The following is a 25,153-nucleotide window of genomic DNA, read 5'->3' on the forward strand; positions in this document are numbered from 1 at the left end:
GGTGAAATGGCTCAGGATGTCCAGGCGAGCCCCGCGGCGGGGGCGGTCGGTGCGGCCAAGAGCGAGGGCAACACGGGACGGTCCGGGGCGCGTCTCGACGTGGCGGCCATCGCGGCGACGTTCACGCAGCTCGCGTCCTCGCCCAAGGGCCTCTCGTCCTCCGACGTGGCGCTCCGTCAGGAGAAATGGGGCCCGAACGCCATCGCTGCCCACGAGGAAAGCCGATGGCGGAAGCTGTTCGGCTATTTCTGGGGACCGATACCTTGGATGATCGAAGCTGCGTCGCTGCTGTCGTTGATCCGCCGTGACTGGCCCGACTTCGCGGTGGTCATGGGGCTGCTCCTCTACAACGCCGTCGTGGGTTTCTGGCAGGACAGCAAGGCCGCAAGCGCCCTCGCCGCGCTCCGCAAGGGATTGGCGCTCAAGGCTCGCGTCTTGCGCGATGGCGTCTGGGTTACGGTGGATACCGCGGCGCTCGTGCCCGGAGACGTCGTGAGCGTGGCGGGTGGAGAGACGCTCCCGGCGGATCTGCTGCTGACCGACGGCAAATATCTGTCGGTGGATCAAGCGGCGCTGACGGGTGAATCCCTGCCGGTCTCCAAGGCGGTCGGCGACAGCGGCTATTCCGGCTCCATCGTACGCCAGGGCACCATGACGGGCGTCGTCACCGCGACGGGCAACAATACCTTCTTCGGCCGCACCGCCAAGCTGGTCGCCTCCGCGGGTGCCAAATCGCATGCCGAGAAGGCCGTGATTCAGATGGGGGATTTCCTCATCATCCTTTCGGGGGCTCTGGCGCTGGTGCTGGTGGCGGCTCAGGTCCATCGCGATATCGTCACTGCCGGACACTGGGAATGGCAGCAGGCCGGCTCGATCGTGCAACTGGTCCTGGTGCTGCTCGTCGCGTCCGTGCCGGTGGCGACGCCGGCTGTGATGTCGGTGACGATGGCGCTCGGTGCCCTCGCCCTTTCCAAGCGGCAGGCGATCGTCTCCCGACTTTCCGCGATCGAGGAACTGGCCGGCGTCGATGTGCTCTGTTCCGACAAGACCGGAACGCTGACGCTCAATCAGTTGACGTTGCAGGCGCCGCTTCCCTGGGGAGCGGCCTCCGCCGAGGAACTGACCCTCGGAGCAGCTCTCGCCACGCAGACGCAGAGCGACGACGCCATCGACAAAGCCGTGCTTGCGGCCGTGAAGGACACCTCGCGGCTCGCCGCCTACAAGCAGGTCGACTTCGTTCCCTTCGATCCCGTGAACAAGAAGACCGTGGCGACGGTGACGACGCCCGACGGAAAGACCATTCGCTACGCCAAGGGCGCCCCCCAAGCCATCGCCGCGCTCGCGGGCCTCTCCGCGGACAGCGCCAAGAGCTATTTCGATTCCGTCGAGGGCCTCGCTCGCAGCGGTACCCGCGCGCTCGGCGTTGCCCGGTCGGAGGATGGAACGACCTGGACTCTTCTCGGTCTCCTGCCGATGCTGGATCCCCCCCGGCCGGATGCTGCCGCGACCATCGCCCGCGCCAAGGAACTCGGCGTTTCCGTGAAGATGGTGACCGGGGACGACGTGGCGATCGGCAGTGAGATAGCGCGCCAGCTCGGCCTCGGAGACCACCTGCTGGTGGCGAGCGACGTGTTCGGGTCGGATTCGAGCCCGGAGCACATCGCCATCGACGCCGCGCGCGCGGTTGAAGTGGCCGACGGCTTCGGCCGGGTTTTCCCGGAACATAAGTTCCAGATCGTCAAGGCGCTTCAGGAGCGGGGCCACATCGTGGCCATGACGGGGGACGGCGTGAACGACGCCCCCGCACTCAAACAAGCCGATTGCGGTGTCGCCGTCTCTGGCGCCACGGACGCGGCGCGCAGCGCCGCCGCGCTGATCCTGACAGCCCCCGGCCTGTCGACGATCATTCAGGCGATCATGGAGGCACGCGCGATCTTCGAGCGCATCACCTCCTACATATATTATCGTATCGCCATGACGCTCAACATCATGCTGGTTGTCGTCCTGACGTATCTTATTTACGACTTCATGCCGCTGACGGCGATCATGATCGTTGTCATGGCTCTGCTTGACGATATTCCGATCATGACGATCGCATATGACAACGTCAAAGTTCAAGACAAACCGCTGCGTTGGAATATGCATCGAATTATCTCGTTCTCGTCCATCATGGGGATCATGGCGCTCATCCAGAGCTTCGGTATCGTGATGCTCGGCATGTTCTGGATGAAGAGCCCCGAGCTGTCGGCGCTCCTCCCGATGGACCTGCCGCATGTGCAAACCATGCTGTTCCTGCAGCTTGCGGCCGGTGGACATCTGCTGTTTTTCGTCTCCCGCGTTCACGGCACGTTTCTGCTTCCGCCCTATCCGAGCTGGCAGATCTTGGCGGCGGTGATCGGGACGCAGATCTTCGCCGTCCTGATGTGCGCGTTCGGATGGTTCATGCCGCCGCTGCCGTGGATGCTCATCGCCGTCGTCTGGGTCTATTGTCTGGCTTGGACCTTCATTATGGATGTGGTGAAGCTGCTCTACTTCCGCGTCGTTGACGTGCGGGACGGCGCGGTGAGCATGATCGAGGCCCCCATCGGTTCGCGGGCCCTCTCGTGATCGCTGAGCAGGTGGCCTGCCGTGCGTAGGGCGGCGAAGGGCGACGTGAGCGGGAGCCCGCGGGGACCGGCATCGTCGTGTCGCGGGGAGGGAGGCCGGTGCAGAACGCGGATCTCTTCAGTGCGCTCAATCTGATCGGCACCTTCGTCTTCGCCGTCAGCGGAGCGATGGCCGGGGCGCAGCGCCGCTTCGACGTGTTCGGCATTCTGGTGCTGGCGTTCGTGACCGCCGTCTCCGGCGGCCTGATGCGCGACCTCCTGCTCGGGATCGTGCCGCCGACGGCCTTGGCGAACTGGCACATGCTGGCGATCTCGATGGCTGGCGGGCTCGCGGCGTTCGCGATGCCCGGCCTGATCGCGCGGATGCGCCTATCGGCCCTGGTGTTCGACGCCGCGGGGCTTTCCGCCTTCGCCGTGCTCGGAACCCAGACGGCGCTCGATCACGGCCTGATTCCGCTGATGGCCGCGATCCTCGGCATGGTCACCGGCGTCGGCGGCGGCGTGGCCCGAGACATTCTCACCGCGGAGGTGCCGATCGTGCTGCGCTCGGACATCTATGCGGTGGCCGCCTTGGCCGGGGCCCTCGTGGTCGCGTTCGGGCCGGCGCTCGGGCTCCAGGCCCAGCCGGCCTCGCTGATCGGCGCGGCCTTATGCTTCTTCCTGCGCCTGATGGCGATCCGCTACGGCTGGAACCTGCCGACCTCCCGCGCCGGGCAAGTGGCGGATCGCTCGGATCGCGGATGAACGGAGCGGCTCACCCCGCCAACTTGCGGACGGCCTCGGGCACGTCGTGCCCCCATTCGCCGTACATTCGGACGATCACGTCGGCCATGAGGGCGAGTTCGGGTGAATGGTCTCCGGCTCGGTGGCTCATGATGATGGGCGAGGTGGCCGGCTCGGCGAGGTCGCGATAGGCGACGCCTTCCACCTGAAATTTGTGAACCGATTCCGGCACGATCGCGATGCCCTCCTCGGCGGCGACGAGCCCGATCGCGATCTGGAGTTCGCGCGCCTCGTGGCCGATGCGCACCGCGACGCCGTGATCGTGGAGGAGGCGCAGCACCTGATCGGCGTAGCTCGGACGCGGCCGGCGCGGATAGAGCACCATCGGCTGCCCCTCGAGGTCCTGGAGCGAGAGCGCATCCTTACGGGCCAGCGGATGGCCGGCGGGAATCGCGGCGATGAGGCGCTCCTGGCGCAGGACGATGCGGCGCACGGCGTCGTCCTCGAAGCTGATGCGGCCGAAGCCGATATCGATACGACCCTCCTTGAGCGCCGTGATCTGCTCCAGCGTGACGAGTTCGACGAGGGAGAGGTCGACATTGGGGGCGGAGCCACGGAACTCCCGAATAAGCTGCGGCAGACGGCCATAGATGGTCGAGGCGACGAAGCCGATCGCGAAGCGACGCCGCTCGGCCGCCACCGCGCGGCCGACCATCTCGCGCATGTCCGCGACGCGGCCGAGCACCTGGGACGCCTGTTCGAGCACCAGGCGACCGATCGGTGTGAGCTGCAGGGGGCGCGCGGTGCGGTCGAACAATTCGGCGCCGATCTCGGCCTCCAACTGCTGGATCTGACGGCTGAGCGGCGGCTGGGCGATGTTGAGCCGGGCGGCGGCGCGCGTCACGTTGCGCTCCTCCGCCACCGCCACGAAATAGCGGAGCTGCCTCAGGTCCATCGGACATCTCCATACCGCATAGGTATCGAATAGGGACCCAATCGGTGTTGGGCAAGGTCTTCGCCGGCTCATAAGGTCGGCGCTCAGAAGACGCCACCCCGAGAAGAAGGCGGACGCCGTGCCCAATCCGGATGCCATCACCCTCGCTTCGATCGAGACCCTGATCGTCGATCTGCCGACGATCCGGCCGCATGTTCTGGCGATGGCCACGATGCACCGGCAATCGATCGTGCTCGTGCGGCTGCGCGGCTCCGACGGCGTCGAGGGTATCGGCGAAGGCACGACGATCGGCGGCCTCAGCTACGGCGACGAGAGCCCCGAGGGCATCAAGCTCGCGATCGATACCTATATCGTTCCGGTCCTGCGCGGCTGCGACCTCTCGCGCATCGGCGCGACGATGGCGGCGGTCGAGCGCTATGTGAAAGGCAACGTCATCGCCAAGTGCGCGGTCGAGACGGCGCTGATCGATGCGCTCGGCAAGCGGCTCGGCCTGCCGGCCTCCCACCTGATCGGCGGCGGTCCCGTCCGCGACCGCTTGCCCGTCGCCTGGACGCTCGCGAGCGGCGAGACCGGCCGCGACATCGACGAGGCGGAAGCCATGCTCGAGGCGCGCCGCCATTCGATCTTCAAGCTGAAGATCGGCAAGCGGCCGGTGCGCGACGACGCCGCCCACGTCGCCGCGATCAAGCGGGCGCTCGGCGACCGCGGCAGCGTTCGGGTGGACGTCAACCAGGGCTGGAGCGAGACCGAGGCCGATCTCGGCATGGCGCTCCTCCAGGAGGCCGGGGTCGATCTCGTCGAGCAGCCGGTCTCGCGCCGCGCGCGCGCCACGCAGGTCCGGCTGTCCGCCCGCCACCGCATCCCGATCATGGCCGACGAATCCCTCGGCGGGGCGGCGGAGGCCTTCGATGTCGCGGCCTCGGGCGCGGCGCGGGTGTACTCGGTCAAGATCGCCCAATCGGGTGGCCTGCACGCCGCGCACGCCGTCGCAACGATCGCGCACGCCGCCGGGATCGGCCTCTATGGCGGCACGATGCTCGAAGGCGGCGTCGGCACGGCCGCCTCGGCCCACCTCTTCGCGACGCTGCCGACGCTCGAGTGGGGCACCGAATTGTTCGGCCCTTTGCTCATGACCGACGAGATCCTCGCCGAGCCCCTCGCCTACGCGGATTATTCCCTCGCGGTCCCGTCGGGACCCGGCCTCGGCGTGGTCCTCGACGAGGACAAGGTCGCCTTCTACCGGCGCGACCGAACCGCCCCCCTCCTTCATGTCGTGGAGACGCCTACGGATGCTCTTCAAAGTGGAAATGGACATCAGCATTCCGCCCGGGTTCGCTCCTGACGCTCTGGAGCGGCTCAAGGCGGCGGAGAAGGCGCGGTTTCAGGAGCTTCAGCGTGCCGGAACCTGGCGGCACATCTGGCGGGTGGTCGGCCGCTACGCGAACGTCAGCATCTTCGATGTCGAGAGCAACGCAGACCTGCACGACATCCTGAGCACGCTGCCGCTCTACCCCTTCATGACGATCACGGTGACGCCGCTCTGCCGCCACCCCTCTTCGCTGCACGACGACGACCGCTGAACGCGGCCCCACAACGATAATCGGAGGAAAGTCCATGAACGAAGCTTTCGTGAAGACCCCGGAGGTCCAGGCCCTGCTCGATCGCGTCGCGGGTCTCGCGTCCGCCGACGGCAGCCCGCGCGCCAAGGCGATCGTCCGCGATCTCGTCGAGCACCTGATGGTTCTCGTCGCCCGGTACGAGATCACCGAGGACGAGGTCTGGCAGGCGGTGAACTTCCTCCAGAAGGGTGCCGGCGAGTTCGGCCTCATCATGCCGGGCATCGGCCTCGAGCACTTCATCGATCTCTATCTCGACGCGCGCGATGTCGAGGTCGGCAAGGCGGGCGGCACGCCGCGCACCATCGAGGGGCCCCTCTATGTCGCGGGCGCGCCGCTGGTCGAGACCGGGGCGAACCTGACCCAGGATCCGGACGACACGACGACGCTCTACATGACCGGCCGCATCTTCGGGCCGGACGGTGAAGCGGTGAAGGACGCCATCGTCCACGTCTGGCACGCCAACTCGAAAGGCTTCTATTCGCACTTCGACCCGACCGGCGAGCAGACGCCGTTCAACAACCGGCGCCGCCTCAGGGCCGCGGCGGACGGCACCTATTCCTTCCATTCCAAGATGCCGAAGGGCTATTCGGTGCCGCAGAACGGCGCGACCGATCGGCTGATGCAGCTCCTCGGCCGCCATGGCAATCGCCCCGCCCACGTCCATTTCTTCATTGAGGCGCCGGGCTATCGCCGCCTGACGACGCAGATCAATTTTGGCGACGATCCGTTCGCAAAGGACGATTTCGCCTTCGGCACCCGCGAGGGCCTGCTGCCGGTGCCGAACCGCCAGGGCGACAGCGCCCATGTGGCCTTCGACTTCCACCTTCAGCGTGCCGAAAGCGAAGACGATCAGGGCTTCTCCGCCCGCGAACGCCTCAGCGTCGCCGCCTGACCTTGGAATCCGTGTCGGCGAGGGCCGCCGTGCGATGGCGCGAGCGGCCCTTCCGGCGTTGTTCGTGGCGTGCCACTGGATTTGCGGCAGGATCGCCCGTTCAGCGGCGGTACGCCGCCTCGTCGAGCGCGGGGATCGTGGCGAAGACGGGCTGGTGATCGGAGCCGTCGGCCGCGGAATCGATGTGCACGGCGAGGCCGGGTGTGAGGCGGGACGGCAGGAAGATGTGATCGATCCGGCTGTCCTCGAACGCACCCTGGGCGGGGTTCGTGTAATAGGTGACGGCCGGCGTGCCGGGCGACGCGGCGTCCCAGGCGTCGACGAGGGCATCGCCCTCCGGTGCGACGAGGGTGGTGAGGGCCGCGTAGGCCGCCTCCCCCGGTCCGGTGTTGAAATCCCCCGTGAGGATGGTCGCGATCGGGGTCGGCGCGGGCTCCGGAAACTCCCAGTCATGGGCGTCCCGATCGCTGCCGCTCCACGGGCCGCCGTCGCCGGCCGCCGCAGCGAGGCGTTGGCGCAGCGCCACGATTTGATCGAGCCGTTCCGGCTCGCTCAGATGGCCGAGATGGATGTTGAGGAGACGCAGCGCGCCGGCGGGCGTCGCGATGATCGTCTCGAGAAAACCCGTCGCGAGGTTGAACAGCGGGCCGCCGTCGTGCTTCGGCAGCACTTCCAGGCGCGCCGAGATGATCGGCGAGCGGCTCGCGGTGAGGACGCCGAACTGGCGGCGGGCGTTGCGCACCCGTCCGTCCGTGCGCCGCTCGCTCGCGTCGCGATCGAACAGCGGCGCATAGACGACATAACGATCCGGGAGCAGCGCCTCGATGAGGGCCGGCTGATCGTCGTGGAACGTGCGGGCGAAGCCGCGCTCGACCTCCTGGAATGCGATGACGTCCGCTTCGGCGACGGTGCCGACCGCGCGGGCGAGGTCGTAGATTCCGTCGCGGCCGATGCCGTATTGGATGTTGTAGGTCGCGAGCTTCACGCCGCACCGTCCGTTCCGAGGATCTGCCGGCGCGGTCCGCGCGTCGTGAAATGGCGCGGGAAGAACATCGCGAGTTGGGCGAGGGCGATGCGCCGCGCCTCGTTGAGCGTGAGCGGGAGGGTGAGATCGGTGAGATCGATCCACAATCCGGCGAGGGAACTGTCGATCAAGCGCGCGACGGTGCGGGCGTCACGATCTTCGTACGCCCCCTCCTCGATGAGGGCGCGGCAGAGCTCGATCAGCGTGTTGTAGGCCGCCACGGTTTCCGCCTTGAACTGGCGGATATAGGGCTGCCGGCCGGCGGAGGCGGTCCACAGAGCCCGCCAGGCGGCGAGCTTGCGCGGCGTGCACACCGGCTCGGTGAACTCCGCCTCGACGAGGGCCCACAGCCGGTCGGCGGGACGCGGTCCCGCCGACTCGCGGGCGTCGTCGAGGGCGCGGAAATAATCGCTCCCGAGGGTCCTGAGCGTGTCTTCGAGCAGGCCGTCCTTGCTCTTGAAGTGCAGCATGACGAGCGCCGGCGAAACGCCGGCGGCCCGAGCCACATCGGCGATGGTCAGGCTCTCGAGCCCCTGCCCGTTGGCGCCATAGGCGGCGAGCACGTCGATCACCGCTTCGATGATCTGATCCATCCGCTCGCGGGCCGGCACGCGTCGCTTCGCGCCGCGGCGGACGGCCGGTACGGACGGGGTCGATTCGGCGTGTTCCTCGTGTCTCATACCTCATGATATGAACGGCGATTCATATTCTGTCTATACCCGGATCAACGCTGGAATCGGGTTTCGAGACCGGCTTCCACTGTCATTAATTCGCAAAAAAGCGGGCGCAATGTCCCCCGCGATCGTCGCTCGCGGTCGTGAAAATCCCGCGTTGCCAATCCTGAATGAATGTTCATATAGTTCGGTCAAAGACCGTAAGAAGCGGAGTGGGACGATGAAGAAGACGGTTGCCCGTCTGTGCCTGTCGCTTGCCCTCGCGGGCGCTTCCTGGGGCCTGCTCGCCGGTGCCGCCGAAGCCGGCGGCACCTTGCGGCTCACCCACGATCTCGGAATGGGCGGAGCCGAAACGCTCGACCCCTACGATCCGAACCGCTTCTGGCCGACGATGAACCTGGTGTTCGACCGGCTCGTCGCCCCGAGCCCGAAGGGCGAGGCGGTGCCGGAGCTCGCGGTCTCCTGGAGCGCCAGTTCCGACGTCAAGACCTGGACCTTCAAGCTGCGCCCCGGCGTCACCTTCCAGGACGGCACGCCCTTCACCAGCGCGGACGTCGTCTATTCGATCGGCCGGATGACCGATCCGACCTTCAATTCGCCGGTGCGCTCGGTGCTCGGCATCATCAAGCAGGCGAAGGCGATCGATCCGCTCACCGTCGAGTTCGATCTCTCGACGGGCGAGGCGGATCTGCCGCTCCTCCTCGCCGATTATCGCGCGCTGATGACGAAGAAGGGCTCGGCCGGCTCCTTCAAGGACCATCCGGTCGGCACCGGTCCGTTCAAGGTCGAGAAGATCTCCGTCGAAGGCACCACCGTGCTCGACGCCTATCCCGGCTATTGGCGCGGCAAGCCCCATCTCGACAAGGTCGAGGTCGTGGCGATCGCCGACAGCGCCGCCCGGATCCAGGCGTTGCTCGGCAACCAGGTCGATCTCCTGCTCACCATCGACCCGAAGCAGGCGCCGCTCGTGGAGCATAACCCGGCCATCGCCACCCAGCACGTCGCGACCGGCGACTGGAACGGGCTGATGATGCGCGTCGACGAGAAGCCGTTCGACGATCCGCGGGTGCGCAAGGCGATGCGCATTGCGGTCGATCGCGCCGCGCTGACCACCCTCGTGCTCGGCAAGGACGGCGGCGTGCCGACCTGCGACGACCCGGTCTGGCAGGGCGATCAATATTCGTGGCAGGGCAAGTGCGGTCGCGATGTCGAGGGCGCCAAGAAGCTGCTCGCCGACGCGGGCTACCCGAACGGCATCGACGTCGAGCTGATGACGAGCGATGTCGAGGAGAACATGGTCGCCATCGCCGAAGCCTATCAGGCCCAGGCCAAGGACGCCGGCATCCGGGTCAAGGTGACGACCGCCGCGTCCGACGGCTACTGGGACAAGGTGTGGATGAAGATGCCGTTCTTCGTCGACAGTTGGGGTCAGCGTCCGGCGACCCAGGTGTTGAACGAAGGCTGGCGGTCGGGCTCGCCCTGGAACCCGACCCATCAGGCCGATCCCGCCTTCGACAAGATGCTCGACGAGGCCCGCGGCGAGCCCGACTTCGCCAAGCGCCGCGAGCGTTACCTCGCCGTGCAGGAGAAGCTCTACGAGATCACCGGCGGCTTGATCCCCTATCACAAGGTGATCCTTCGCGCGATGTCATCCCATGTAAAGGGGCTCGACCCGGTGCTGGTCGATTGCATCCGCTGGGACCTCGTCTCGATGGACGAATGAGACGGTCAACCTGAAGCGTCCCGCCGGTCCCCTCGCCGGCGGGATCTCGGGCCTCCGCCGTCCGCCACACCGGCGGAGGCCCCCTCCCCGCTCCTCCCTGAGGCTCCGACGCCCGTCCGATGATCGTCCTCGAACGTCTCCTCTCGACCCTCGCGAGCCTCGCCCTCGTCGCCGTGCTCATGTTCGGGGCGCTCGAAGCGCTGCCCGGCGATATGTGCACGTCCTATCTGGGTAAGCTCGCCACGGCGGAGGCGGTCGCGCAGTGCCGCACCGAGCATGGTCTCGACCGGCCGGCCTGGGAGCGCTTCGGTCGCTGGGCCGGCGGCGCGCTCACAGGCGATCTCGGCCATGCTTTGAAGCGTGACGAGAGCGTCGTCTCGATCATCGGCCCGCGCCTGCGCAACACGCTGGTGCTCGCGCTCGCGGCCGCGGCGATCAGTTTTCCCCTCGCCTTGGGCCTCGGCGTCGCCGCCGGCCTCAAACGCGACGGACCGATCGATCTCGCCATTTCCTCGACCGCGCTCGTCGCGATGACCATTCCGGACTTCGTCGCCGCGACGGCGCTCGTCCTCGTTTTCAGCGTCTGGCTCGGCTGGATTCCGGGGATCGTGACGGTGCCGCCGGACGGGCCGATTCTCTCGCTCCTGCCCGGCTTGGTGCTGCCGGCGGCGGCGCTCGCCCTCATCCTCTCCGCCCACGTGCTGCGCATGGTTCGCGCCTCGGTGATCGAGGTGGCGGCGAGCCCTTATGTCGAGGCGGCGCGGCTGCGAGGTGTGGGACCGACTGCGCTCGTGCTGCGCCACATCCTGCCGAACGCCCTCATCCCGGCGATCGCGGTGATGGCGCTGACGCTCGCCGGCCTGATGACCGGCGTCGTCGTCATCGAGGTCGCCTTCAATTATCCCGGCCTCGGCCGGCTCACCATGAACGCGGTCTACGATCGCGACCTGCCGCTCGTGCTCGGGGTCTCGATGGTGCTCGCGGCGATCTATCTCGGGCTCGGCCTCCTCGCCGATCTCGTCACGCTCGCCGTCGATCCGCGGCTACGCAGCGCACTCGGGAGGGGACGATGAGCGTGGTCGTGGCCCCGATGCCTCGAACGGCCCTTCGGCGGACGTGGCGCTTCTTGGCGAGCGTCGTGCGGCAGCCCTCGGGCGCCATCGGGCTCGCCCTCGTCCTCTTCCATGTCGCGGTCGCGCTCGGCTCGCCGTGGATCGTTCCGTACGATCCGACGGCGCAGGACCCGAACGCCATGTTCTCCGGCCCTTCCCCCGAGCATTGGCTCGGTACCGACACGCTCGGCCGCGATGTCTTCACCCGGACGCTGCTCGGCGGCCGCGAGGCCCTTGCGGTGACGGCGGTCGCGGCGGCCCTCGCCCTCGCCTGGGGCGGCGCGCTCGGCATTGCCGCCGGCACGCTCGGCGGCCTCGCCGACCGCATCGTGATCCAGATCATCGACGCTTTCCTGGCGTTGCCCTGGCTCGTCTTCGTCGCGGTGATCGCGAGCGTGGTGGGTACGGGCACATGGCTTCTCATCCCGGCCCTCGCCTTCTTCTACGGGCTGCCGATCGTCCGCGTCGCCCGCAACGCGGCGCTCGAGGTGGAGACGCGGGATTTCGTCACCGCCGCCCGGGCGCGCGGCGAGAGCTCGCTCGCGATCCTGCGCCTCGAGGTGCTGCCGAACGTCCAGGACGTCCTCCTCGTCGAAGGCGCCATGGAATGGTCGTGGATGCTGATCGCCTTCTCCTCCCTCTCCTTCCTCGGCTTCGGGGTCGCGCCGCCGAACCCGGATTGGGGCCTGATGATCTCCGATGCCCGGCTCTACCTGACCGTGATCCCCTTCGCGGCGCTTGGACCCATGGTCGCCCTCGCGAGCCTCGTCATCGGCATCAATCTCCTGGTCGGGGCGGTGTCGCGCAGCGCCGGTGTGGAGATCGTTCAGGGCGTCGAGGGACGATGATGGACACGGGCACCCTCCTCTCCGTCCGCGGCCTCACCGTCGGCACCCATTCGCCGGATCCCGCTGCGCCGACGATCCTCGACGATATCGACCTCACCCTCGCCCGCGGCGAGACGCTGGGTCTCGTCGGCGAATCGGGCAGCGGCAAGAGCACGCTGCTTCTCGCCCTGCTCGGCCATACCCGGCCCGGCCTCGCGATCCGGCGGGGCAGCGTGCGCTTCGACGGCACGGAACTCGTCGGTGCCGATCCCGCGACGCTGCGCGCTTTGCGCGCCCGCCGCATCGGGTTCGTGCCGCAGATCGCAGCGACCGCCCTCAACCCGGTCGCCCGCATCGGCACGCTGATGGACGAAGCCCTGGCGCTCGCCGGCATGGCGGACCGGTCTGCGCGGCGCGAGCGCGCCGCCGACCTGCTCGACCGGGTGCGCCTGCCGCGTCCCCGCGAGCTGCTCGACCGGTTCCCGCATCAACTGTCGGGTGGGCAGCAGCAGCGCGTGGCGATCGCCCTCGCCCTCGCCGGCGAGCCCGATCTCGTGGTGCTCGATGAACCGACGAGCGCGCTCGATCCGACGACCCGCGTCGAGGTTCTCCGCCTCCTCAAGGGCCTCATCGCCGAGCGCGGCACGGCGATGGTCTATGTCAGCCACGATCTCGGCGTTATCGCGGAAGTCTCTGATCGCATTGCGGTTCTTTATGCCGGCGAGGTGGTCGAGGAGGCCCCGATCCGGTCTGCGATGCGCCGGCCGGGGCATCCCTATCTCGCCGGTCTCCTCGCGAGCCTGCCCCGGCTCGACGACGGCCGCCTGCCCGCGGCGATCCCGGGTGCGCCGCCCGCGCCGGGGCGCCGGCCCGCGGGCTGTCGCTTCGCCCCGCGGTGCGAATTCGCCGAGCCGTCGCATTGCCACGAGCGCGTTCCGCTCGAGGCGATGGGTCCGGACCGCCGGGTGCGGTGCCGATTTCCGGTTCCGGCCGAGGCGATCCGCCCGGCCGTCCCTGTTCGCGCCCCCGCCCCGGCCGCCGCCCCGATCCTCGCGATCGGCAGTCTCGCCGTGCGCTACAAGGCGTCCGGCGTGGCGAGCCTGTTTGCCCGTGCGCCGGCGCGCACCGTCGTCGAGGACATCGCGCTCGCGCTCGCCCCCGGGCGGACGCTCGGGCTCGTCGGCGAATCCGGCAGCGGCAAATCGACGATCCTCAAGGCGATCGCCGGCCTGATCACGCCGGCCGAAGGCTCGATCCGTTTCGACGGCGCGGAGATTGCCGGACCGGTCGCCCGCCGCGCGCCGGCGATGCGCCGCCGCATCCAGCTCATCTTCCAGAACCCGGACGCCTCGCTCAATCCGCGCCAATCGATCCGGGACATCATCGCGCGGCCGATCCAGCTCTATTTCGCGCCCGGTGCGGTCGAGATCGAGCGGCGGGTGCGCGCCCTCGCCGACAGCGTGCGGCTGACCGCGCGCCACCTCGATCTGATGCCGGCGCAGCTCTCCGGCGGCGAGAAGCAGCGGGTCGCCATCGCCCGCGCGTTCGCGGCCGAGCCGGACCTGATCCTCGCCGACGAGGTGACCTCGGCCCTCGACGTCTCGGTGCAGGCAGCGATCGTCGATCTCCTGGCGGAGATGGTGGAGCGCCGCCGCGCGGCGATGGTGTTCGTCTCCCACGACCTCGCTTTGGTTCGCGTGCTCGCGGACGAGGTCGCCGTGCTCGAAGGCGGGCGCATCGTCGAGGCCGGTCCCGTGGCACCCCTGTTCGCCGCGCCCCGCAGCGAGATCACGCGAACCCTTCTCGGCTCGGTCCTCGTGCCGGCCTGAGCGCCGGCCTCCCCTCCCCTCGCCTCCGTCGGAACACCGCCGGGTCCCGACGCATCGCCGGGACCGGCGGCGCGTCTGCGATCAGGCGCGGATGAAGGCGAGCAGGTCCCGATTGATGACGTCGGCGTGGGTCGTCAGCATGCCGTGCGGATAGCCGGCATAGACCTGCAGCGTGCCGTTTCGGAGGAGCTTCACGCTGAGGCGCGCCGAATCGTCGATCGGCACGATCTGGTCGTCGTCGCCGTGCATCACCAGGGTCGGCACCGAGATCGCCTTGAGGTCCTCGGTCTGGTCTGTCTCCGAGAACGCCTTGATGCCCTCATAATGGGCTTTGGCGCTGCCCATCATGCCCTGCCGCCACCAGTTCCGGATCGTGCCTTCCGAAACCTGAGCGCCTGGACGGTTGAAGCCGTAGAACGGCCCCGTCGGGAGATCGAGGAAGAACTGGGCGCGATTGGTGGCGAGCGCCGCGCGCAGGCCGTCGAACACTTCGAGCGGCGTGCCGCCCGGATTGCCCGCGGTCTTCACCATCAAGGGCGGGATGGCGCTCACGAGCACGGCCTTGGCGACGCGGCCCTGGGGTTCGCCATGGCGGGCGACATAGCGCGCCACCTCCCCGCCCCCGGTCGAATGGCCGATATGGACGGCGTTGCGCAGGTCGAGGTGCTCGGCGACGGCGGACGCATCCGCCGCGTAGTGGTCCATGTCGTGGCCGTCGCCGACTTGGGCCGAGCGTCCATGACCGCGCCGATCGTGGGCAACGACCCGATAGCCGTTCGCCAGGAAGAACAGGATCTGCGTGTCCCAATCGTCGGCCGACAGCGGCCAGCCGTGGTGGAGCACGATCGGCTGGGCGTCCTTCGGGCCCCAATCCTTGAAGAAGATATCGACGCCGTCCTTGGTCGTGACGTAGCTCATGGTGCTGGTCCTCATGCCGTCCGCGTCGTTGGATGGGCTCTGGAGCTGAGAGGCTGATCGTCCGCGGGGACGGTCGCCGCGTTTCCCCCGTCTCGGATCGCTCCCGCCGCCGCGTCTGGAGCGTGATCGGAGACCGGCGGAGGATACCGGGCGATGTGCGACGACGTCACGTAACGAGGCGCCGCGCGGCCATACGTTCCCGTGAGCGGGACGGGCCGACCGGCGCGCGGGACGGAACGGCCGCCCCTGCCGTCCGCGTGAGCGAGGGTCGTGGGAGCGAAGGTCGTGGGGGCCCGAGCCTCGTCTTCGATGGGCGTTCCGATCCGGTTGACCGCGGTCAACTCGGGTTCGTGAAAATTGGTCGTGGGTCGCGTGGATGTCGCAGGGAAACGTTAGGACTCCATTTACCCAATATTTCTTGCGGAGCCTGCGGGAATCGGGCGTAGTGGTGACGCTTTGGGCAGGGACTTGTCCGGAAAATCGTAACTACGAGGAAAAGCCGTGGCCATGGCCGGGGATTTGGAGCCAGGGACACTCGACGCCGCCGCGATCCATAGCCTGATCGCGTCCGACGCGCGCGAGCTGTCCGCCAAGCTCCATGCCCACCGCATGAAGCTCTTTCCGCCCCAGGCGCGCAAGCAGCTTCGGTTGTTTTCCTCCGGGGAAGCCGCGAAGCTCATCGGGGTCAACGACGGCTATCTGCGTCAGCTCTCCCTCGAGGGCAAGGGGCCGCAGCCGGAGACGAGCCCGACGGGACGGCGCTCCTATTCCTTCGAGGTGATCCAGGAGCTGCGCTCTTACCTCGACGAGACGGGCAAGGGCGCGCGTCGTTATCGTCCGTGGCGGACAGAGGGCGAGCACCTCCAGGTCATCGGCGTCGTGAACTTCAAGGGCGGCTCGGGCAAGACGACGACGGCCGCCCACCTCGCCCAGTACCTGACCCTTCAGGGCTACCGCGTCCTCGCCGTCGACCTCGATCCGCAGGCGTCGCTGTCGGCGCTGCACGGCTATCAGCCGGAGTTCGACGTCGACGAGAACGGCACGCTCTACGGGGCGATCCGCTACGACGAGGGTCGCGTCGAACTCGCCGAGATCGTTCGCGAGACCTATTTCAACGGCCTCGACATCGTGCCCGGCAACATCGAGCTCATGGAGTTCGAGCACGAGACGCCGAAGGCGCTGGCGTCGCGGCAATCGGGTGATCCACTGTTCTTCTCGCGCGTGGCCCGCGTGCTGGCGACCGTCGAGAACCGCTACGACGTGGTCGTCATCGATTGCCCGCCGCAGCTCGGCTTCCTCACCTTGTCGGCGCTCTGCGCGGCGACCGCGATCCTGATCCCGGTCCATCCGCAGATGCTCGACGTGATGTCGATGTGCCAGTTCCTCATCATGACCTCGGACCTCCTGTCCGTCGTCGCGAAGGCGGGCGGCGACATGAACTATGATTGGATGCGGTATCTGGTGACTCGCTACGAGCCGAGCGACGGGCCGCAGACCCAGATGGTGGGCTTCATGCGCTCGCTGTTCGGCGACCGCATCCTCACCAACATGATGCTGAAGAGCACCGCGATCGCCGACGCCGGGATCACCAAGCAGACGCTTTACGAGGTGGCCCGCGAGCAGTTCACGCGCGCCACTTACGACCGCGCCGCGGAATCGCTCAACAGCGTCAACGGCGAAATTCTGCGCTTGATCGAGACCGCGTGGGGGAGGGCGTAATGGGCCGGAAAAATCTCCTCGCCGGTTTGCTGGATGACGAGTTGACCGCGGTCAACGACGCGCCGGCTAGTCCGCCGGCCCGCCCGGCCACTCAGCCGACCCTCGGCTCCCGCGGGGCCGTCGGTGCGATGAGCCGGTCCCTCGAGATGCTCTCGGCCGAGCGCGAGGCGGCGAAGCAGTTGTCCGACCGGCTGTCGAACGGTGAGACCGTGATCGAGATCGATCCGATCCTGATCGACGGCTCGATCGTGCCGGACCGCATGCCGGGAAGCGTCGAGAAACATACCGCACTCGTCGAATCGATCCGCGAGAGCGGCCAGCTTGTGCCGGTGCTGCTGCGGCCGCATCCGGGGCAGGCCGGGCGGTTCCAGATCGCCTATGGCCACCGCCGCGTGCGGGCGCTCGCCGAACTCGGCCGCCCGGTCCGCGCGGTGGTCCGCAAGCTTTCCGACGACGAACTCGTCGTCGCGCAGGGCAAGGAGAACGGCGAGCGCGAAGACCTCTCCTTCATCGAACGGGCGACCTATGCCCTGGCGCTCGAGGTGAGGGGCTTCAAGCGCGAGACGATCATGGCCGCGCTCAGCGTCGACAAGACCGAGCTGTCGCGCCTCATCTCGGTGGCGCGCGCCCTGCCGCGCAGCCTCGTGGCGGCGATCGGCCCGGCGCCGAAGACCGGCCGCCGGCGCTGGATGGACCTCGTCGAGCGCTATGTCGCCTGGTCCGACGAGGCGACGATCGAGACGACGCTCGCGGATGCCGCCTTTGCCGGCGCGCCGTCGGATGAGCGCTTCCTCCGGGTGTTGGCCGCGGTCACGCCGCGGGCGGAGCGCGTGGCGAAGCCGGTGACGTGGACGGCGGACGACGGCCGCAAGGTCGCGAAGATCGAGCGCAGCAAGGGCCGCACGATAGTGGCGCTCGACGAGACGGCGGCGCCGGACTTCGGTGCCTTCGTCATCGAGCGGCTGCCCGAGCTCTACCGGGCTTTTCGAGAGGGGAGGGGGAAATGAGCGTCGTCGCGACCCTCGACCCGAAACGGGTTCAGCTGCTGTTCGGGCCATCGGTCCGGCCTGCGGGCTGATGCGATAGATCCGATCAACCGAACCAGAGGAGCGACGCGAGCAAAGAAAAAGGCCCCCGAAACGAACGTTCCGGAAGCCCTTCTCATTCCTGGCAGTCTGAGAATCCCACTTCCGCGAATCGCAGTCAAGAGTCTCGGCTCACTTTCGCGTCGATTCGGCGAGCGCTTTTTCGTTGCCTTGCTCGGACAAGGCCATGCACCCCATCTCGACTCCGACGACGCCCTTCGGGCGGCGGCCGATGTCGCTCGCCCTGGTGACAAATCAGGCGGCGGCCGAGGCATGCCCTCCCGATCGGGTCGTTCACAAGTGGACTCTGTTCCGCACGATCACCGAAGCGAAGGCGCGGCTCGGCATTTCCGACCGGGCGTTGACCGTGCTCAACGCGTTGCTCACCTGCCATCCCGAGCTCGAGCTCAAGGCGGGATCGCAGCTCGTCGTCTATCCCTCGAACGCGCTGCTGACCACGCGAACCCACGGGATGGCCGAGGCGACGCTGCGGCGGCACATGGCGGCGCTCGTGGACGCCGGCCTGGTGGTGCGTCGGGACAGCCCGAACGGTAAGCGCTACGCCCACCGCTCCGCCGCCGGCGCGGTCGAGCAGGCGTTTGGTTTCGATCTCGCGCCCCTCGTCGCCCGGGAGGAGGAGTTCGAAGCGCTCGCCGAGGCATGCCGGCAGGAGCGGCGGCGGATGATGCTCGCGCGGGAACGCGTGACGATCCTGCGGCGCGACATCGGCAAGCTCATCGCGCTCGGGCTGGAAGAGGGGATCGCGGCCGATTGGGACGGCTTCATGCGGGCTTTTGAACCGCTCAACCGGCGTTTGCCGCGTTCGGTCCCGGAAGGCCACTTGAGCCGCCTCGCGTCCGACCTCGCTGCGCTCGCCGCAGACGTCTCCAAAGCCTTCGAAGACCTCGCAAAAACACAGAATCCGAACGGCAATGCCGCTCATAATGATGCGCAACATCAGAATTCAAAAACAGAACCACCCTTTGAAAACGAACCCGGCTTAAGAGAAAGCCGAGGTGCGAGCGGTGGGAGCCACACGAAGGCGGAAGGCAAGGCGCAAGCGAGCTTCCCGCTGAGACTGGTGCTGCGGGCGTGCCCCGCCATTGTGGACTATGCGAAGCAGGGGATCACCACCTGGGACGACCTCGTGGAAACGGCGGATCTGGTGCGGCGCGCCTTGGGCGTGAGCCCGAGCGCCTGGGCGGAGGCACGGGAGGCGATGGGCGCGGGCGACGCCGCGATCACCATCGCCGCACTTCTCGAACGGGTGGAGGAGATCACCAGCCCCGGCGGCTATCTGCGCAGCCTCACGACGAGGGCGCGAAACGGGGCCTACTCGGTCGGCCCGCTGATCATGAGCCTCTTGCGCGCCGCGGACGGCAAGAAGGCGGCGGCGTCCTAGCGAGGGCTGACGCTGGGGCAGGGGAGGGGGACCGATGTCCGTGAGCGCGGCGCAGCGGGCGGTCACTTGGTCTCGTAGAAGGAGTCGATGAAGGCGCGATCGACCGGCTCGGATTTGGCGGCGTCGCCGCGGGCTTGCAGAGCGCGCGTGAAGGCGAGCCCGCGGCCACGAGGGGTTGGGCGGTTTCGACGCGTTCGAGTTCGTGCTGGAGGGCCTGTCGGACGATCTCGGTCGTGCGGAGCTTCCGGATTGCGACGAGGCGTTCGGCCAATCGGTCGATCTCCGCGTCGTCCACTATGAGGGGTATCTCCAATTCTCCGCATTCGATTGCGATATTCACGCTATCGGATGGAGCAGGAACGGCAAGACGCCTCGGAAGTTGACCGGTTCTGTGCGGTCAACTTCTCTCGTTCGGATTCGCGATGTGGGCTCGGTTAGGGCGGCTAGGCGATCAGCGAAGACGCATGACGACGCTCTTGGTCCGGCAATAGCTGCGAAGACCTTCCATGCCCTTCTCGCGGCCAAAACCGGACTTTCGGTTCCCGCCGAAAGGAACCTCGATCCCACCGGCGAAATATTCGTTGACGAAAACCTGCCCCGCATCGACGTGCCGCGCAAAGCGGTTCGCTTTGTTCAGGTCCGACGTGTAGATGCCGGCGACGAGGGCGTAGTCTGTACAATTGGCGATGGCGATCGCCTCGTCGAGGTTTTCGACGGTCTGAACGGCGAGGACGGGGCCGAAAATCTCCTCGGTGACGATGGGATCCGAAGGGCTGCGCGCGGCGACGATCGTCGGAGCGAAGAACCAGCCGCCGTTCGCACCCGCCGGATGGACGATGTCGCCGCCGCACAGGATGTCGTTGCCGGCGGCCTTCGCGCACCGGACGTGCTCGTCGATGCGGCCGAGCTGCAAGGCGGAGTTGACCGGGCCGACATCGACGTCGTCGAGCCCGTGGCCGAGACGCAATCCGCGGGTGCGGGCGACGAGGCGGTCGAGGAAACCGTCGGCGATCCGGCGGTCCAGCACGAGCCGCGAGCCGGCGGAGCAGATCTGTCCGGCATTCTCGTAGATCGCTTCGATCACGCCGTCCAAGGCGGCATCGAGGTCGGCGTCGCCGAGCACGACGAGCGGAGACTTGCCGCCGAGCTCGAGCACCAGCCGGGTCACGTTCTCGGCGGCGGCGTGCATTACGCGGATGCCGGTCGCGACGGAGCCGGTGAAGGTGATGTGGTCGATGCCGGGATGGGCGACGAGCGGCGCGCCGGTGCGGGCGCCGGTTCCGGTCACGACGTTGAGCACGCCGGCGGGCAGCCCGGCGCGGTGGCCGAGCTCGGCGAGCATGAGCGCCGTGAACGGCGTCTGCTCGGCCGGCTTCGCGACGATGGCGCAGCCCGCTGCCAGAGCCGGGGCGATGCCGCGCGCCGCCGTCGACAGCGGGTAGTTCCATGGGATGATTTGCGCGGCGACGCCGGCGGGCTCGTCGAGCGTGAAGCCGATATAATCCTTGGCGAGGGGGAGGCGGGCGCCTTCGAGCTTGTCGGCCGCGCCGGCATAATATTCGAAGGCGCGGATCACGCCGCGCACGTCGCCTTGGGCCTCGGCGAGACGCTTGCCGCTGTCGAGACATTCGACGAGCGCGAAGCGGTCGGCTTCTTCGCGCAGCAGGGAGGTCATGCGCTGAAGGATGCGGCCGCGTTCCGCGGGGGCGACGTCGCGCCAGGTCTTCTGGAAGGCCGCGCGTGCCGCCTCGACGGCGCGGTCGACGTCCGCGGCGTCGCCGTTGGCGAACTCGGCGAAGGGGGCGCCGCGGCCCGGATCGTCGCTCGCCATCCGCTCGCCGCTCGCCGGCGTGCTCCATCGGCCGTCGATGAAATGATTGCGGGGGAGACCGGCGAGCGTCCCGGTCGCCCGGATCTCGGCGATGCCGTCGGCGAGAATGGTGCTCATGCTTCGATCTCGCTCACTTGATAGATCGCGGCGTCGAGCCAGGCCGGTTCGATTTCGAGGCCCCAGCCCGGGCCCGAGGGAATCTCGACCATGCCGTCGCGGGCGACGAGGGGGTTGCGCAGCACGCCGCGTTCCCAGGGATAATAATCCTCGCCCTCTATCGAGAATTCCACATAAGGCCCGGCATTCGGCAACGCGCCCATGACATGGAGGGTGAAGGCGGTGACCATGAGCTGGTTCGCCGAATGGGGCGTGACGATCATGCCCGCCTCGGCCGCCATAGTGGCGACCATCAGCATCCTCTCGACGCCGCCGAGATAGCAGAGGTCGGGCTGGACGACGTCGACCACGCGGTTTTCGATCATGTACCGCCACAGCATCAGGTCGCAGTCCTGTTCGCCGCCGGTGACGTCGAGATCGAGGGCGGCCGTGACCTCCTTGGTCCAATGATGCTGCCAATAGGGGCAGGGCTCCTCGAAATGGACGATGCCGTGGTCTTCGAGGAAGCGGCCGACCTCGATCGCCTTCTTCGGCGAATAGGCGCTGTTGGCGTCGACGAGGAGGCGCGCGTCCGGGCCGAGCGCCTGGCGGACGAGCGGCACGATCTCGTCGGTCCGGCCCGGCCATTCGTCGAGATCGTGACCGCATTCCCGGCCGACGCGGAACTTGAAAGCGGTGTAGCCGTACTCGCCCTGAAGCCGCTTCAGGCGCTCGGCCTCGTCGCGCGGGGTGATCTCGCCGCGCTTCATGCTCGAGGCGTAGACGGGGAAGGGGCGCGGCGTGCCGCCGAGAAGTTCGCACACGCTCTTGCCCGCGGTCCGCCCGCGCAGATCCCACAAAGCGGTGTCGAGGCCACCGAGCGCCCGGAACAGGTAGGAGCAGGGGAATTTGTGCTCACGCTCTGGGATCAGCTCGACGAGCGCACGGATGTCGTCGGCGTCGGCGCCGAGGGCGTGCGGCGCGATCTGGCGGTGAAAGACCTGGGCGGTGATGTCGGCATTGTAGGTCGAAAGCTGGCCCCAGCCTTCCCGGCCGTCCTCGGTGGTGACCCGGACGAAGCCGACCGCGCGGTTCGAGAAGGTTTCCAGGCGTCTGATCTTCATGGTCCGGTCGTGTCCTCGATGCGGCCGCGGGCGAGGCGACGGCGAGGCGACGCATCCCCTGGGAGCCCCCTTGAATGCCCCCTTGGCAAGGGAGCGGGCGTGCCGGATATTCGGTCGGAAATGGTCTGGCGCTAAGGGCCATTCTGATTATTGCAGCAGACCACTCGCGGGCTGTCGGGGGACGTCATGGTGAAATGGGCGGAGGGCGTGCTGCTTCAGGCGATCCCGATCGATCGCAGCGGCGACCAGCCGCTCGCCCTCCAGATCTCGGCGGGCCTGCGCGAGATGATCCTCGGCGGCGCGCTGCGCCCAGGCGAGCGGCTGCCGGCGACGCGCACGCTCGCCCAGGAGCTCGGCGTCGCGCGGGCGACGATCGTCGAGAGCTTCGAACGGCTCCTTGCCGAGGGTCTGCTCGAGACGCGGGTCGGTTCCGGCACCTATGTGAGCGCGGTGCTCGACGCCGAGCGGCCGAGCGCACCGCCACCGATCGAGGTGGTGCCGACCGAGCGCGCCCGTCTCGCCCGCTCCATGACCCATGCGGCGGGGCGTTTCGTCGCCCGCCTGCCCCACGAGCCGCGGCCGTTCACCACGGCGCTGCCGGCCTACGACGCCTTTCCGATGGCGGAATGGACCCGGCTCGCGACCCGCCATTGGCGCAATCCGCGCCACATGGTGCTCGGTTATCCAGACCCGTGCGGCTACCAGCCGTTGCGGGAGGCGATCGCGGCGCACCTGCGCACCAATCGCGGCATCCGCTGCGATTGGCGTTGCGTCTTCATCGTCGCCGGCGCCCAGCAGGCGTTCCAGCTCATCGCCGGCACGCTCATCGATCCCGGCGATCGGGTCTGGTTCGAGGATCCCGGCGCGATCGGCGCCCGCAACAGCCTCGTCATGCAGGGGGCCGATCTGGTGCCCATTCCGGTCGACGATGCCGGCCTCTGTGTCGAGCGGGGTCTCGAACTCGCGCCGGACTTCGCGCTCGCCTTCGTCACCCCGTCCCACCAGCAGCCGCTCGGCGCGAAGCTCAGCCTGGAGCGCCGCTTTGCCCTCCTCAAGGCGGTCGCGACCTGCGGCGCCTTCGTCATCGAGGACGATTGGGACGGCGAATTCTGCTTCTCCGGCCAGCCGTTGCCGACGCTCAAGGGCATCGATGCGGCCGAGCGCGTGCTCTATGTCGGCACCTTCTCGAAGTCGCTGTTTCCGGCGCTCCGGCTCGGCTATCTGCTGGCGCCCACCTCCCTCGTCCCGGCCTTCGAATCGAGCCTCGCGGCCTTCTCGCCGGGCGTGCCGACGGCCTTGCAGGCGACCGTCGCCGACTTCATCGCCGAGGGCCACTTCGCGACCCATGTGCGCCGCATGCGGCGGCTCTACGCAGAGCGCTACCAGGCCCTGGTGACGGCCATCGAAACCCACCTGTCGGATTGGCTCGACATCGTCCCGACGACGACCGGCATGCACACGGTGGCCTTCCTCAAGCGCGATCTGAAGGCCGAGGCGGTGTGCGCCGAGGCCGCGAAGGTCGGGTTGACCGTGGCGCCGATCAGCCGCTTCTGCATCGTGCCTTACCCCCGCGAAGGCGTCGTGCTCGGCTTTTCCGGCTTCACGCCGGCCCAGATCGCCGCGGCGGTTCCCCTCCTGCGCGGCGCGCTCGTTGCCTGTGAAGGGCAGGGGAGGGGCGCGGGTGGCCTCGCGATGTCCGCCTGACTGGTCTGGACGTTTTTCCCAGAGTGGACCTGCCGGGCAGGCCAATCTCACCTTACGCTTCCTTCCTGACGACCCGCGACCGGAACGGCGCGAGGGATCGATCCAATGAAAGACGGAGGGTGAACATGCGCGACGTAAAAGGATTGATCGTCGGTCTCCTCGCATCGGTGATGCTGACGACCGCCGTGCCGGCCCAGGCGGAAACGCTCCGCCTGCTCACCTGGGGCGATTACGCGCCCGAGGCGGTGATCAAGAAGTTCAAGGAAGCGACGGGGATCGACGTCGAGGTCACCATCTCGAACAACGAGGACATGATCTCGAAGCTGCGGGCGACCGGCGGCGCCGGCTTCGACCTCGCCCAGCCGAGCCAGGACCGCATCCTCGGGCCGCAGACCGATTTTGGCATCTACAAGCCGATCGACCTCTCCAAGATCAAGACCGAGCTGTTCATTCCCGAGCTCCTCGAGGCCACCAAGAAGAACACCGCGATCGACGGCCAGGTCTACGGCGTCGCCCATCTCTGGGGCACCTCCGGCCTCGTGGTAGATCGCAAGAAGGCGCCGGATATCAAGAGCTTCCTCGATCTCTGCAAGCCCGAATACAAGGGCCGCGTGTCGATGCGCCTGAAGCGGCCGGCCCTCCTCGGCATGGCCTTCGCCCTCGGCTACGATCCGTTCGCGGCCTATGGCGACAAGGCGAAATATCAGGAGATCATCGACGCCGCCGGCGCCAAGCTCGCCGAATGCAAGGCGAACGTGAAGGCCTATTGGACCGGGTCGGACGATCTCCTCAACATGATGCGCTCGGGCGAGGTGATCGCCTCCGAGGCGTGGGATTCGACCGGCTTCAAGCTCAATGCGGAGAACCCCGACATCAACTTCGTCGCCCCCTCGGTCGGCGCGCTCGGCTGGATCGACACCTTCGCCCTGCCGGCGAAGGGCAAGAACGACGAAGCCGCCTATAAGTGGATCAACTTCGTCATGCAGCCCGAGATCGCGGCGATGATCGTCGATGCCGCGGGCAGCTTCTCGGCCTCCAAGGGCTCCGACAAGCTGGTGTCGCCGAAGCTGAGCAAGGCGTTCCAGGAGGCGTTCCCGCCCGAGGTCATCGCCAAGATCCGCTGGTTCCCGGCGGTGCCGGCGGGCCTCGAGGAGATGGAAGGCAAGGTCCTCGACAAGGTCGCCGCGGGCGATTGAGCAAGACGAGGTGGCGGCCGGTGCCTTGCGCGCCGGCCACCGCCCACCGATCCGGGACGGCCGTTCGCACCGACGAACGGCAACATGAGTGAAC

General features: G+C 67.9%; 21 protein-coding genes. 14 read left to right on the plus strand and 7 right to left on the minus strand.

What is annotated here, in order from left to right; genetic code table 11:
• Positions 1-6: 6 nt before the first annotated feature.
• Positions 7-2,607 carry a plasma-membrane proton-efflux P-type ATPase gene (locus F0357_RS18950; protein ID WP_153487582.1) on the plus strand — a complete coding sequence of 867 codons (2,601 nt, stop codon included), beginning with the start codon at positions 7-9 and terminating at the stop codon, positions 2,605-2,607.
• Between the two features lie 98 nt (positions 2,608-2,705).
• Entirely contained in the window at positions 2,706-3,350 is a 645-nt protein-coding gene (locus F0357_RS18955; protein ID WP_312861731.1) for a trimeric intracellular cation channel family protein, read from the plus strand.
• A gap of 10 nt (positions 3,351-3,360) precedes the next feature.
• Here F0357_RS18955 and F0357_RS18960 read toward each other — a convergent pair whose 3' ends face one another.
• A complete protein-coding gene (locus tag F0357_RS18960; RefSeq protein WP_153487605.1) occupies positions 3,361-4,284 on the minus strand; it encodes a LysR family transcriptional regulator in 924 nt (307 codons plus the stop codon).
• 118 nt (positions 4,285-4,402) lie between these two features.
• Here F0357_RS18960 and F0357_RS18965 point away from each other — a divergent pair, with 118 nt between their 5' ends.
• The 3 genes from F0357_RS18965 to F0357_RS18975 are packed head-to-tail and all read left to right on the plus strand — an operon-like array spanning position 4,403 to position 6,795.
• The gene (locus F0357_RS18965) at positions 4,403-5,626 is read left to right on the plus strand and encodes a muconate/chloromuconate family cycloisomerase (RefSeq protein ID WP_312861732.1); all 1,224 of its coding nucleotides are present in this window, start codon (positions 4,403-4,405) and stop codon (positions 5,624-5,626) included.
• Entirely contained in the window at positions 5,574-5,864 is a 291-nt protein-coding gene (gene catC, locus F0357_RS18970; protein ID WP_153487613.1) for a muconolactone Delta-isomerase, read from the plus strand. The genes F0357_RS18965 and catC overlap by 53 nt, the downstream gene beginning before the upstream one ends.
• Before the next feature lie 34 nt (positions 5,865-5,898).
• Positions 5,899-6,795: a dioxygenase family protein gene (locus F0357_RS18975; RefSeq protein WP_153487621.1), complete on the plus strand. Its 897-nt coding sequence runs from the start codon at positions 5,899-5,901 to the stop codon at positions 6,793-6,795.
• 100 nt (positions 6,796-6,895) lie between these two features.
• On the opposite strand, the gene F0357_RS18980 is transcribed toward F0357_RS18975, so the two are convergent.
• Entirely contained in the window at positions 6,896-7,780 is an 885-nt protein-coding gene (locus F0357_RS18980; protein WP_153487628.1) for an endonuclease/exonuclease/phosphatase family protein, read from the minus strand.
• Positions 7,777-8,430, minus strand: coding sequence for a TetR family transcriptional regulator C-terminal domain-containing protein (locus F0357_RS18985; protein ID WP_208948476.1), 654 nt, complete (start codon positions 8,428-8,430; stop codon positions 7,777-7,779). Before F0357_RS18985 ends, F0357_RS18980 begins: the two co-directional genes overlap by 4 nt.
• A gap of 283 nt (positions 8,431-8,713) precedes the next feature.
• On the opposite strand from F0357_RS18985, the gene F0357_RS18990 reads away from it, so the two are divergent.
• The 4 genes from F0357_RS18990 (at position 8,714) to F0357_RS19005 (ending at position 13,984) form a co-directional block, all read left to right on the plus strand.
• Positions 8,714-10,216 carry an ABC transporter substrate-binding protein gene (locus tag F0357_RS18990; protein WP_208948477.1) on the plus strand — a complete coding sequence of 501 codons (1,503 nt, stop codon included), beginning with the start codon at positions 8,714-8,716 and terminating at the stop codon, positions 10,214-10,216.
• A 119-nt stretch (positions 10,217-10,335) separates the two neighbouring features.
• Positions 10,336-11,289, plus strand: coding sequence for an ABC transporter permease (locus F0357_RS18995; protein WP_153487645.1), 954 nt, complete (start codon positions 10,336-10,338; stop codon positions 11,287-11,289).
• Positions 11,286-12,176, plus strand: a complete 891-nt coding sequence (locus F0357_RS19000) for an ABC transporter permease (RefSeq protein ID WP_153487649.1) — start codon at positions 11,286-11,288, stop codon at positions 12,174-12,176. The genes F0357_RS18995 and F0357_RS19000 overlap by 4 nt, the downstream gene beginning before the upstream one ends.
• A complete protein-coding gene (locus tag F0357_RS19005) occupies positions 12,176-13,984 on the plus strand; it encodes a dipeptide ABC transporter ATP-binding protein (RefSeq protein ID WP_208948478.1) in 1,809 nt (602 codons plus the stop codon). The genes F0357_RS19000 and F0357_RS19005 overlap by 1 nt, the downstream gene beginning before the upstream one ends.
• Positions 13,985-14,065: 81 nt before the next feature.
• Here the strand turns inward: F0357_RS19005 and F0357_RS19010 are convergent, their stop codons facing one another.
• Complete coding sequence (locus F0357_RS19010; protein WP_376767840.1) at positions 14,066-14,917, minus strand: alpha/beta fold hydrolase; 852 nt, start codon at positions 14,915-14,917, stop codon at positions 14,066-14,068.
• Positions 14,918-15,409: 492 nt separating this feature from the next.
• Between F0357_RS19010 and repA the strand changes: the two genes are divergently transcribed.
• From repA to repC, 3 genes are all read left to right on the plus strand, one after another.
• Positions 15,410-16,621: a plasmid partitioning protein RepA gene (gene repA, locus F0357_RS19015; RefSeq protein ID WP_153487668.1), complete on the plus strand. Its 1,212-nt coding sequence runs from the start codon at positions 15,410-15,412 to the stop codon at positions 16,619-16,621.
• The gene (gene repB / locus F0357_RS19020) at positions 16,621-17,628 is read left to right on the plus strand and encodes a plasmid partitioning protein RepB (protein WP_153487686.1); all 1,008 of its coding nucleotides are present in this window, start codon (positions 16,621-16,623) and stop codon (positions 17,626-17,628) included. The genes repA and repB overlap by 1 nt, the downstream gene beginning before the upstream one ends.
• 265 nt (positions 17,629-17,893) lie before the next feature.
• Positions 17,894-19,108 carry a plasmid replication protein RepC gene (gene repC / locus F0357_RS19025; RefSeq protein ID WP_153487692.1) on the plus strand — a complete coding sequence of 405 codons (1,215 nt, stop codon included), beginning with the start codon at positions 17,894-17,896 and terminating at the stop codon, positions 19,106-19,108.
• On the opposite strand, the gene F0357_RS25530 is transcribed toward repC, so the two are convergent.
• From F0357_RS25530 to F0357_RS19040, 3 genes are all read right to left on the minus strand, one after another.
• Positions 19,059-19,448, minus strand: coding sequence for a type II toxin-antitoxin system VapB family antitoxin (locus tag F0357_RS25530; protein WP_376767841.1), 390 nt, complete (start codon positions 19,446-19,448; stop codon positions 19,059-19,061). The two genes, repC and F0357_RS25530, sit on opposite strands and share 50 nt — an antisense overlap.
• A gap of 111 nt (positions 19,449-19,559) precedes the next feature.
• Positions 19,560-21,056, minus strand: a complete 1,497-nt coding sequence (locus F0357_RS19035) for an aldehyde dehydrogenase family protein (RefSeq protein WP_153487717.1) — start codon at positions 21,054-21,056, stop codon at positions 19,560-19,562.
• Positions 21,053-22,159, minus strand: coding sequence for a mandelate racemase/muconate lactonizing enzyme family protein (locus tag F0357_RS19040; protein WP_153487723.1), 1,107 nt, complete (start codon positions 22,157-22,159; stop codon positions 21,053-21,055). The genes F0357_RS19035 and F0357_RS19040 overlap by 4 nt, the downstream gene beginning before the upstream one ends.
• Before the next feature lie 186 nt (positions 22,160-22,345).
• Here F0357_RS19040 and pdxR point away from each other — a divergent pair, with 186 nt between their 5' ends.
• Together pdxR and F0357_RS19050 are read left to right on the plus strand one after the other, a co-directional pair.
• Entirely contained in the window at positions 22,346-23,863 is a 1,518-nt protein-coding gene (gene pdxR / locus F0357_RS19045; protein ID WP_153487743.1) for a MocR-like pyridoxine biosynthesis transcription factor PdxR, read from the plus strand.
• A 125-nt stretch (positions 23,864-23,988) separates the two neighbouring features.
• Positions 23,989-25,059: an extracellular solute-binding protein gene (locus F0357_RS19050; RefSeq protein WP_153487749.1), complete on the plus strand. Its 1,071-nt coding sequence runs from the start codon at positions 23,989-23,991 to the stop codon at positions 25,057-25,059.
• Positions 25,060-25,153: the final 94 nt, after the last annotated feature.

The sequence above is a fragment of the Segnochrobactrum spirostomi genome (assembly GCF_009600605.1).
GTDB lineage: Bacteria > Pseudomonadota > Alphaproteobacteria > Rhizobiales > Segnochrobactraceae > Segnochrobactrum > Segnochrobactrum spirostomi.

What these genes read in the sequence shown, in the direction of transcription:
- F0357_RS18950 (WP_153487582.1), top strand. Translation starts at nt 7, where the DNA reads ATGGCTCAGGATGTCCAGGCGAGCCCCGCGGCGGGGGCGGTCGGTGCG.
- F0357_RS18960 (WP_153487605.1), bottom strand. Translation starts at nt 4,284, where the DNA reads ATGGACCTGAGGCAGCTCCGCTATTTCGTGGCGGTGGCGGAGGAGCGC.
- catC (WP_153487613.1), top strand. Translation starts at nt 5,574, where the DNA reads ATGCTCTTCAAAGTGGAAATGGACATCAGCATTCCGCCCGGGTTCGCT.
- F0357_RS18975 (WP_153487621.1), top strand. Translation starts at nt 5,899, where the DNA reads ATGAACGAAGCTTTCGTGAAGACCCCGGAGGTCCAGGCCCTGCTCGAT.
- F0357_RS18990 (WP_208948477.1), top strand. Translation starts at nt 8,714, where the DNA reads ATGAAGAAGACGGTTGCCCGTCTGTGCCTGTCGCTTGCCCTCGCGGGC.
- F0357_RS18995 (WP_153487645.1), top strand. Translation starts at nt 10,336, where the DNA reads ATGATCGTCCTCGAACGTCTCCTCTCGACCCTCGCGAGCCTCGCCCTC.
- F0357_RS19000 (WP_153487649.1), top strand. Translation starts at nt 11,286, where the DNA reads ATGAGCGTGGTCGTGGCCCCGATGCCTCGAACGGCCCTTCGGCGGACG.
- F0357_RS19005 (WP_208948478.1), top strand. Translation starts at nt 12,176, where the DNA reads ATGGACACGGGCACCCTCCTCTCCGTCCGCGGCCTCACCGTCGGCACC.
- F0357_RS19010 (WP_376767840.1), bottom strand. Translation starts at nt 14,917, where the DNA reads ATGAGGACCAGCACCATGAGCTACGTCACGACCAAGGACGGCGTCGAT.
- repA (WP_153487668.1), top strand. Translation starts at nt 15,410, where the DNA reads ATGGCCGGGGATTTGGAGCCAGGGACACTCGACGCCGCCGCGATCCAT.
- repB (WP_153487686.1), top strand. Translation starts at nt 16,621, where the DNA reads ATGGGCCGGAAAAATCTCCTCGCCGGTTTGCTGGATGACGAGTTGACC.
- repC (WP_153487692.1), top strand. Translation starts at nt 17,894, where the DNA reads ATGCACCCCATCTCGACTCCGACGACGCCCTTCGGGCGGCGGCCGATG.
- F0357_RS19035 (WP_153487717.1), bottom strand. Translation starts at nt 21,056, where the DNA reads ATGAGCACCATTCTCGCCGACGGCATCGCCGAGATCCGGGCGACCGGG.
- F0357_RS19040 (WP_153487723.1), bottom strand. Translation starts at nt 22,159, where the DNA reads ATGAAGATCAGACGCCTGGAAACCTTCTCGAACCGCGCGGTCGGCTTC.
- pdxR (WP_153487743.1), top strand. Translation starts at nt 22,346, where the DNA reads ATGGTGAAATGGGCGGAGGGCGTGCTGCTTCAGGCGATCCCGATCGAT.
- F0357_RS19050 (WP_153487749.1), top strand. Translation starts at nt 23,989, where the DNA reads ATGCGCGACGTAAAAGGATTGATCGTCGGTCTCCTCGCATCGGTGATG.